Genomic DNA, 6,007 nt, shown 5'->3' on the forward strand with positions numbered 1-6,007 from the left:
GCAGTCAGCATGATTCGCCCTCCTGCCACTCGGCGTAGGCCACACGCCACTGAGTCTCATCGGGGTACTCATAATTCGCGATGCCGTACTTTTTCAGAACGCGGTCGGCGCGCTCTTCGGGCGTGATGTCTACGCCGTCAGCATCGAAATTGGTGATATCCGAGATATCTGTGCACACCAGGTACTCCACCACGGCAGGCTCATCCGGATTATCCAGGTCAAAAAACTCGGGCTGAGAAATGCTAATGACCTCCTCCCGCCCCTCATTTGTGTTACCAAAATTACGCAGGGACTCCAGGCGGTTCTCCAGATCCCGCTGGGCAGTAGAGATCGCCACATCCTCGAAGTCACCTCTATTGAAATCATCTGGATCAGCTGAGGCGTTGGTATTCATGCGGATGAAGTCCTCGATCAGTGGTTCTGCCTGATCGGCAGCGTCTACCTCAGCTTGTTCTTCCTCGCTCAGCGTGGGTTCTGCCGATGACGTGGCGGCCATGTCATCGGGCGTCATCGTGGCCGTAGCCTCGCCCGACTCACTGTTGCCTCCGGTGCATCCGACTAGGCCGAGCAACACCACAGCGCTTACTGCGCAGATACTCTTCTCTCGGCTATTCGCGTGCTTCATCACGATTCCCCTTCTGTCACTGTCCGTAGGCCACAGAACTCGCCCCTCAGGATCAAACACTAGTGGACACGATACCGCTATCTTTGTTGTGCCACCTTGGCGTGTGGATAAGTCCGTGACTACCCCGAACTTGTGTATGCCCGCCTCATGCAGGCTAGCGCCCGACCTGCCCCCGGTCTAAGCGATATTGGTCACTACTACTCGTTGCTGCCGTTGGCGAGCAGCGCTTCCCGGACGCTGGCCGGAGAAACGAGCAGCGCTTGGGCCAGTTCTGCCTGACGAGATTCAGCAGGCAAACGGCGATACTCCCCCTCCTCCCACCGGCGCATTGTGCGGTTAGAGACGCCGACCTTCTTGGCCAACTCTGATGTTTCCAACCCTGCACGTAGCCGCATCAGCCTTAGGCTGAGCCCGCTATCAGGCAGGTCAAGAAGGTCAGCGATCGAAATGTCTAGGACGGCGCTCAGGTTTCGTAGTTGCGCGAAGTGAGGGTTGAGCGCGGCCCAGTTCCCAACTCGAAACTCGCTCCCCTCCAGAGAGATCGAGCCGCACAGCCAGTTGATGCTGGGTCAGGCCCGCCGCTTCCCGGGCATGCCGAAGGGCATCGGGACGGATGGTTGGCCTGTCGAACATCACGGTCAACCCTAGCGGCCAGCGCCTTCAGTGCCGGAGTCCACTTTGGGCCAACTCCAGGTGACTCGGGGCGGGCGCTATGGCTCTCGCTAATGCACTGACTAACGCTCAGCCAGGTAAGCCCTCAAAGCAGTGGCGCACAATGCGGATCGAGACGGGGCTTCATGCTTGACTTTGAGCGCGTCGATAGCTTCGAGATTGGGTGAGAGGAGTCGCAGTGACAGTGTCCCGAATTGTTCTGCGTCCTGTGGTTTAGCGCCTCGACGAACGAACAGGCCATCTGATGTGGGCCGGCTGGTGGCGGCCGTGAGCAGGTCGGTTAGTTGCGTGTGAGTGGCGCTGAGCGCGTCCATGAGGAGCTCTGGCTGAGTGATCCCCTCTCCCCTCGCGTGAGCTTTAACTGGGGTTATGAGCGATACCGGTAACGAAAGCGTGACGGCCAACACTCTCGCTTGCCAGCGAGGCAGGCTTCTTCGCAACACCTTGGGCGGGCTCTCCTTTCGCGGGCCGAACGTTGTCACGCTCTTCCTCCGTTGGCTGTGGGCGCGGGGCGTCGCGGTGGGGGTGGCGGTACTTTCGCTGTCCGAGAAAGGCCAGGGACAGCAGCGAGGGGTGCACGTTCGGTGCTCATGCGGAAACACCCATTTCCTTTTCATGGACATCAATAGCAGTCAGGATCTCTTGAGTTAAGAGCACAAAGTCTTCAGCTAGTGCAGGAGCGGAGCCTGGAACGCGGACAGGCTTGCGGCCGTCTTGGAGCGCCTTCAATACGGCTCGGCGCTATCAACCTGCTCGGCGACCTCGTGAATCAGAAGCCCCTTCTCCTCAGACTCCACCACTGGAGAGAGCGCATGACGGATGACATTCGTGAACACTGGGGCCGCTCCCCCGAGGACTGAGGTGATGTCTTCAATAGCGTTACGTCTGATGACTGTCGCGTTGGTCTCTACGTCGTAGAGCAATGCCCCGAGGAGTTCCAGGTCCGGATTCGTTTGCCGTGCTGCGGTGATCTCACTGGCTAGCGCACGCAGTCCTTCGACACTCGTTCTGCCCGGCCGCGTCGGGACAACGATCCATCGCGTAGCGCCCAGGGCAAGCCTGAGCAACAAGGGGCGAGTCGGTGGGGTATCGACGATGACGAGGTCATAGTCTCCGGCTACCGCGGCCAAGGAACCAGCAAATAACTCATGAATGTCTTGGCCACGCTTCAAACGCCCAGTCAGGACGTCCTCGAGCGTGTCCAGTGCCTCACCCCCAGCAACAACATCGAGATTGGGCCGCACCTCCAGTAGCGAAGGAGTCAGCGGGCTTCCTGCATCAGAGTGTCAACCAAGTGGCGACCACCGTCAGAATTCCCTTTCAGGTGTACCCCAGAATGTGCCCAGCGTTTCCTGAGGGTCAAAGTCCACCAACAACACCCGCCACCCGGCGACCGCAGCCAACCCCGCCACATTGCAAGCAGTCGTGCTCTTACCCACACCACCCTTGCCGTTCCCCACCGTCACTACCCGCGTCAACGCGTCATTGATTGCCATAACGCACATCCTGCCGTAAACGCTAACGTTTAGCCTTAGGACGCGCCATAGCGCCCGCACCATTCTTCGCAGTATATTTTGCATGAGCGTAAGCGGCAGCGCCCGCTTTACCCAATGCCATAACGCGCACACTCATGCTTTTACTAGTGCTTTTCCTACGGCGCGCCATAGCGTTTGCACCATTTTTTGCATTATTAGATGCAGTAGCGTCTGCATTAGCCATTGTGTCCAGCGACTACTGCGCGATGGCATGGCGCAGTAGCTGCATTCGAGCATCGTCCGCCAAGTGACAAAGTCATAACTAGTCGCCACTGCACCAGGTGCGGCGTAACCTGCATCCACCCCAGACCGAGTGTGGCCTATCTGTCTGGACTGGCAGGGTTGTTCTGGTGGGGGAGGGTGTTGGGGTTTGTCTTCGGGTCGCCGCGTGACTGGGTCGGTTGCACTGGTAGCACGTGGGGCGGCGGGGTATTGGCGGTTGGTGGCGCGGGTAGTTTGTTCTCTGATGTGTTCGCGTAGGTAGGGGGTGGCGAAGTCGACGCTGCCGCGGGCGGGGGAGTAGATGAGTTCGGCATCGATGAGGCGCGCCCGGTATTGGCTGACGTAACCGTGGTTGACGCCCATTCGCTTGGCGATATCGCCAATTTTGCTGGGCCCGTCGTCGATGGCCATCGCGGCTAGGAAACCGCGGTCGACAGCCGACAGGGGAGCTAGGGCTGGTTCGTGGACGAGTTGGCCCACACGGCGGCCGGCGATGTCGATGCCCTGGGTGACGTGCTCGGTGCTGAGTTCGGCAGAGCCTCGCCCGGCTCGCCAGGTTTGGTATCCGACGAGTTGAACCATGAAGGGGTAGCCCTGGGTGCTTTGGCTGGCTTGCTGCAACGCTTGCGGGGTGATGGTTTTACCAGCCATGTGAACCGGCTCTTCGATCGCGGTAGACACTTCATCGATACCCATAGGCCCGAGATGACAACGTTCGGCTCGGCGCAGGAAGGTGGCGCCGGGTGCGTTGAGGAGCTCTTGCACGTTCGCGGGCAAGCCAGCCGCAGCAAACATGACTTGGCGTCCTTCACGGAAAGCCTGTTGGACAACTTGGGTGATGACTTGCAGGTCAGCTGCAGCGTCTGAGGACACCTCGTCAATCGTCAGTAGAACCCCGCCTCCTTCTGGTCCATCGCTTGGGCCAATTCGGTCAACGCTGATCGCAGTGAGGGCTCAATGGGGAACCGGTCGACACGTTCACGGCTGAGACCGCCACCAAACCCCGCAGCAGAAACATTGGCACTGGTCACAACCGAGTCAACCGGGTTCGAGTTGTCCCGCAACAACCCCGGAATGCTGGTCTCAGCGATCTCTTTGGCGACGCCTGGCCTCGCGGTTTCAGAGATCACGACCCACCGTTGGGCTCTGGCGGCGTCTTCGAGTGCGTTGAGCATCACCGTTTTCCCTGTGCCGCGTTGACCAACGACGACAAGCGCACGATAAGGCGAACCGGGCCCTTCCTCGGAGCTGTGGCTTCGTTCGCTTGGTGGCGGGGTTTTGCAGCGCTCCGTGGCGGTCTTGTTGCCGCGATCACGCAGGACTGGCTGCAGGTAGGTGTCGCGGTCTGAACCGAGAGGGGTGCGCCCGGTCGGGGCCGTTTGGATCGCTGCCGCTACGTCAGAGTCCGAAGGCTCCACCGCCGACGAGGATCACGATGCCGAGGCCGATGAGAACAATGGGGAAGAGGATGTGCTCCCAGCGTTCGAGCACTTCGGCGATCAGGGGCGGGTGGCGACGAACTTGCCAGGGCCACCAGGACCGCGACAAGCGCGAGGAAGACGATGCAGTAGGCGACTACTGCGAGAGGTTCCACGCTGAGGAAGACAGGGTGTAGACGCCGATGTTGTCGCCGCCGTTGGCAAGGGTGACGCCTGCGACTGTCCACACGCCGACCTTCTTGCCGGCAACCTTGGCCTCGTCGTCATCGTCGTCATCGTCTACGCGCCAGGCCTGCCATGCGGCCCAGAGGCCGAGGCCCAGAGGGATGAGACCGAAGTACGGGATGGCTGCCGAGGGCAGGAATGCTCCGGCACCGATGGTCACCAGGACCGCGGCACCGAGGATGCCGGCGAATCCGAGGTACTGGCCGGCCAGAATGCGGGCGGTAGTGCCGCGCTGGCCTGCCCTCGCGCGAAGAAGAGGAGAGCACGATGATGTCGTCGATGTTGGTCGCTGCGAACAGGCCCATCGCCTGCAAGACCGAGGTGAGGATCATGCGCCCTCCCCAGCTGCGTCACATCCGGGAAGCGAGCAGGCGGGATCGATGCACGGGGCGTCTTCGTCCACTGCCAGGGTGGCATCGACCAGTGCCGTCAGCGCCTGCGCCAGGTGCGAATCGGCGATCTCATATCGTGTCCGACGACCCTCGGGCTCGGAGACGACGATCCCGCAATCGCGCAGGCATGCCAGGTGGTTGGACACGTTCGGGCGTGTCAGGTCCAGATCTCGGGCCAGTTCCGCCGGGTAAGCGGGATGGTCGAGCAGGGTCAAGATGATCCGGGATCGAGTGGGGTCGGCCAGTGCACGACCCAGGCGGTTCATCACGTCGAGACGCGAAGCAATAGTCAGCATGCACTGAACTATACAGCGCGCACTGAACACTCGGTCACAGGCGTCAGCCCAGATCGCATGCCCGTAAGGGGATGGGCAGTGGTGACCGCAGCGGTCAGGGGCAGTCTCGCGTCTACGCGTGAAGTGACTCTCCGTTTGACCCGTCCGGATGGTTTTCCGGGACGGGGATGTCGAGCGGTCGCCAAAGGGTATGGCTGGCTATGACCGACCTCGGTCCTTGACCTTGCTGGGCTCGCGTCCGGTCGTGCCTATCTTCACAGCGGCTCTCAGCGTCCGTTATCGAAACGTGACATTTGATACCTGTTGGGGGTATGTTGACAGCGCTTTCCTCACCGGGGAGTCCCGTGACGGCCGCTTAGTCCTGCCACCGACCACGGGCCCGTTGTATATCCGCGCGGCAGGAGCGGGGGACCCACTTTGTTGGGACGTTCGCGTCCCTTGGGGTGAAGTCACCCATGGTCTTCGTGGCCGGGTGACCAGGCGCTCTCCAGCCTGAACCCGACAGCTGACCCCGTAGGCGCAAGGAGAAGGAACCTCATGTCTTTTACCCCTCGTGGACGTCATCGTGCACCTCGACGTCTGACCTCCGCTCGATTGACCC

7 protein-coding genes, 2 pseudogenes and 1 riboswitch are annotated in these 6,007 nt (G+C 60.9%); all 9 genes and pseudogenes read right to left on the reverse strand.

Going from position 1 to position 6,007, the window contains the following annotated elements; all coding sequences use genetic code 11:
* Positions 1-4: 4 nt before the first annotated feature.
* The 9 genes and pseudogenes from L0A91_RS16995 to L0A91_RS17035 all read right to left on the reverse strand — a co-directional run bounded on the left by L0A91_RS16995 (position 5) and on the right by L0A91_RS17035 (position 5,406).
* Positions 5-511 (reverse strand): hypothetical protein, encoded by a 507-nt coding sequence (locus tag L0A91_RS16995; RefSeq protein ID WP_235246804.1) that lies wholly within the window; start codon positions 509-511, stop codon positions 5-7.
* 311 nt (positions 512-822) lie between these two features.
* Complete coding sequence (locus L0A91_RS17000; protein ID WP_235246805.1) at positions 823-1,002, reverse strand: helix-turn-helix transcriptional regulator; 180 nt, start codon at positions 1,000-1,002, stop codon at positions 823-825.
* Positions 1,003-1,060: 58 nt separating this feature from the next.
* On the reverse strand, positions 1,061-1,258 hold the full coding sequence (locus tag L0A91_RS17005; RefSeq protein ID WP_235246806.1) for a helix-turn-helix transcriptional regulator: 198 nt from the start codon (positions 1,256-1,258) through the stop codon (positions 1,061-1,063).
* A gap of 627 nt (positions 1,259-1,885) precedes the next feature.
* Positions 1,886-2,026, reverse strand: coding sequence for a hypothetical protein (locus L0A91_RS17010; protein ID WP_235246807.1), 141 nt, complete (start codon positions 2,024-2,026; stop codon positions 1,886-1,888).
* Positions 2,023-2,877: pseudogene (locus tag L0A91_RS17015) on the reverse strand (ParA family protein). Before L0A91_RS17015 ends, L0A91_RS17010 begins: the two are co-directional and overlap by 4 nt.
* 48 nt (positions 2,878-2,925) lie before the next feature.
* The gene (locus L0A91_RS17020; RefSeq protein WP_235246809.1) at positions 2,926-3,927 is read right to left on the reverse strand and encodes a hypothetical protein; all 1,002 of its coding nucleotides are present in this window, start codon (positions 3,925-3,927) and stop codon (positions 2,926-2,928) included.
* An 11-nt stretch (positions 3,928-3,938) separates the two neighbouring features.
* Positions 3,939-4,229, reverse strand: coding sequence for a hypothetical protein (locus L0A91_RS17025; protein WP_235246811.1), 291 nt, complete (start codon positions 4,227-4,229; stop codon positions 3,939-3,941).
* A 223-nt stretch (positions 4,230-4,452) separates the two neighbouring features.
* Positions 4,453-5,050: pseudogene (locus L0A91_RS17030) on the reverse strand (cadmium resistance transporter).
* Positions 5,047-5,406, reverse strand: coding sequence for a helix-turn-helix transcriptional regulator (locus L0A91_RS17035; protein ID WP_006590980.1), 360 nt, complete (start codon positions 5,404-5,406; stop codon positions 5,047-5,049). Before L0A91_RS17035 ends, L0A91_RS17030 begins: the two are co-directional and overlap by 4 nt.
* A 366-nt stretch (positions 5,407-5,772) precedes the next feature.
* Positions 5,773-5,940, forward strand: a riboswitch (cyclic di-AMP (ydaO/yuaA leader).
* The last annotated feature ends 67 nt before the right edge of the window (positions 5,941-6,007 follow it).

Source organism: Ornithinimicrobium sp. INDO-MA30-4, assembly GCF_021535045.1.
In the GTDB taxonomy this organism is placed as follows: domain Bacteria; phylum Actinomycetota; class Actinomycetes; order Actinomycetales; family Dermatophilaceae; genus Ornithinicoccus.

What these genes read in the sequence shown, in the direction of transcription:
- L0A91_RS16995 (WP_235246804.1), bottom strand. Translation starts at nt 511, where the DNA reads ATGACGCCCGATGACATGGCCGCCACGTCATCGGCAGAACCCACGCTG.
- L0A91_RS17005 (WP_235246806.1), bottom strand. Translation starts at nt 1,258, where the DNA reads ATGTTCGACAGGCCAACCATCCGTCCCGATGCCCTTCGGCATGCCCGG.
- L0A91_RS17025 (WP_235246811.1), bottom strand. Translation starts at nt 4,229, where the DNA reads ATGCTCAACGCACTCGAAGACGCCGCCAGAGCCCAACGGTGGGTCGTG.
- L0A91_RS17035 (WP_006590980.1), bottom strand. Translation starts at nt 5,406, where the DNA reads ATGCTGACTATTGCTTCGCGTCTCGACGTGATGAACCGCCTGGGTCGT.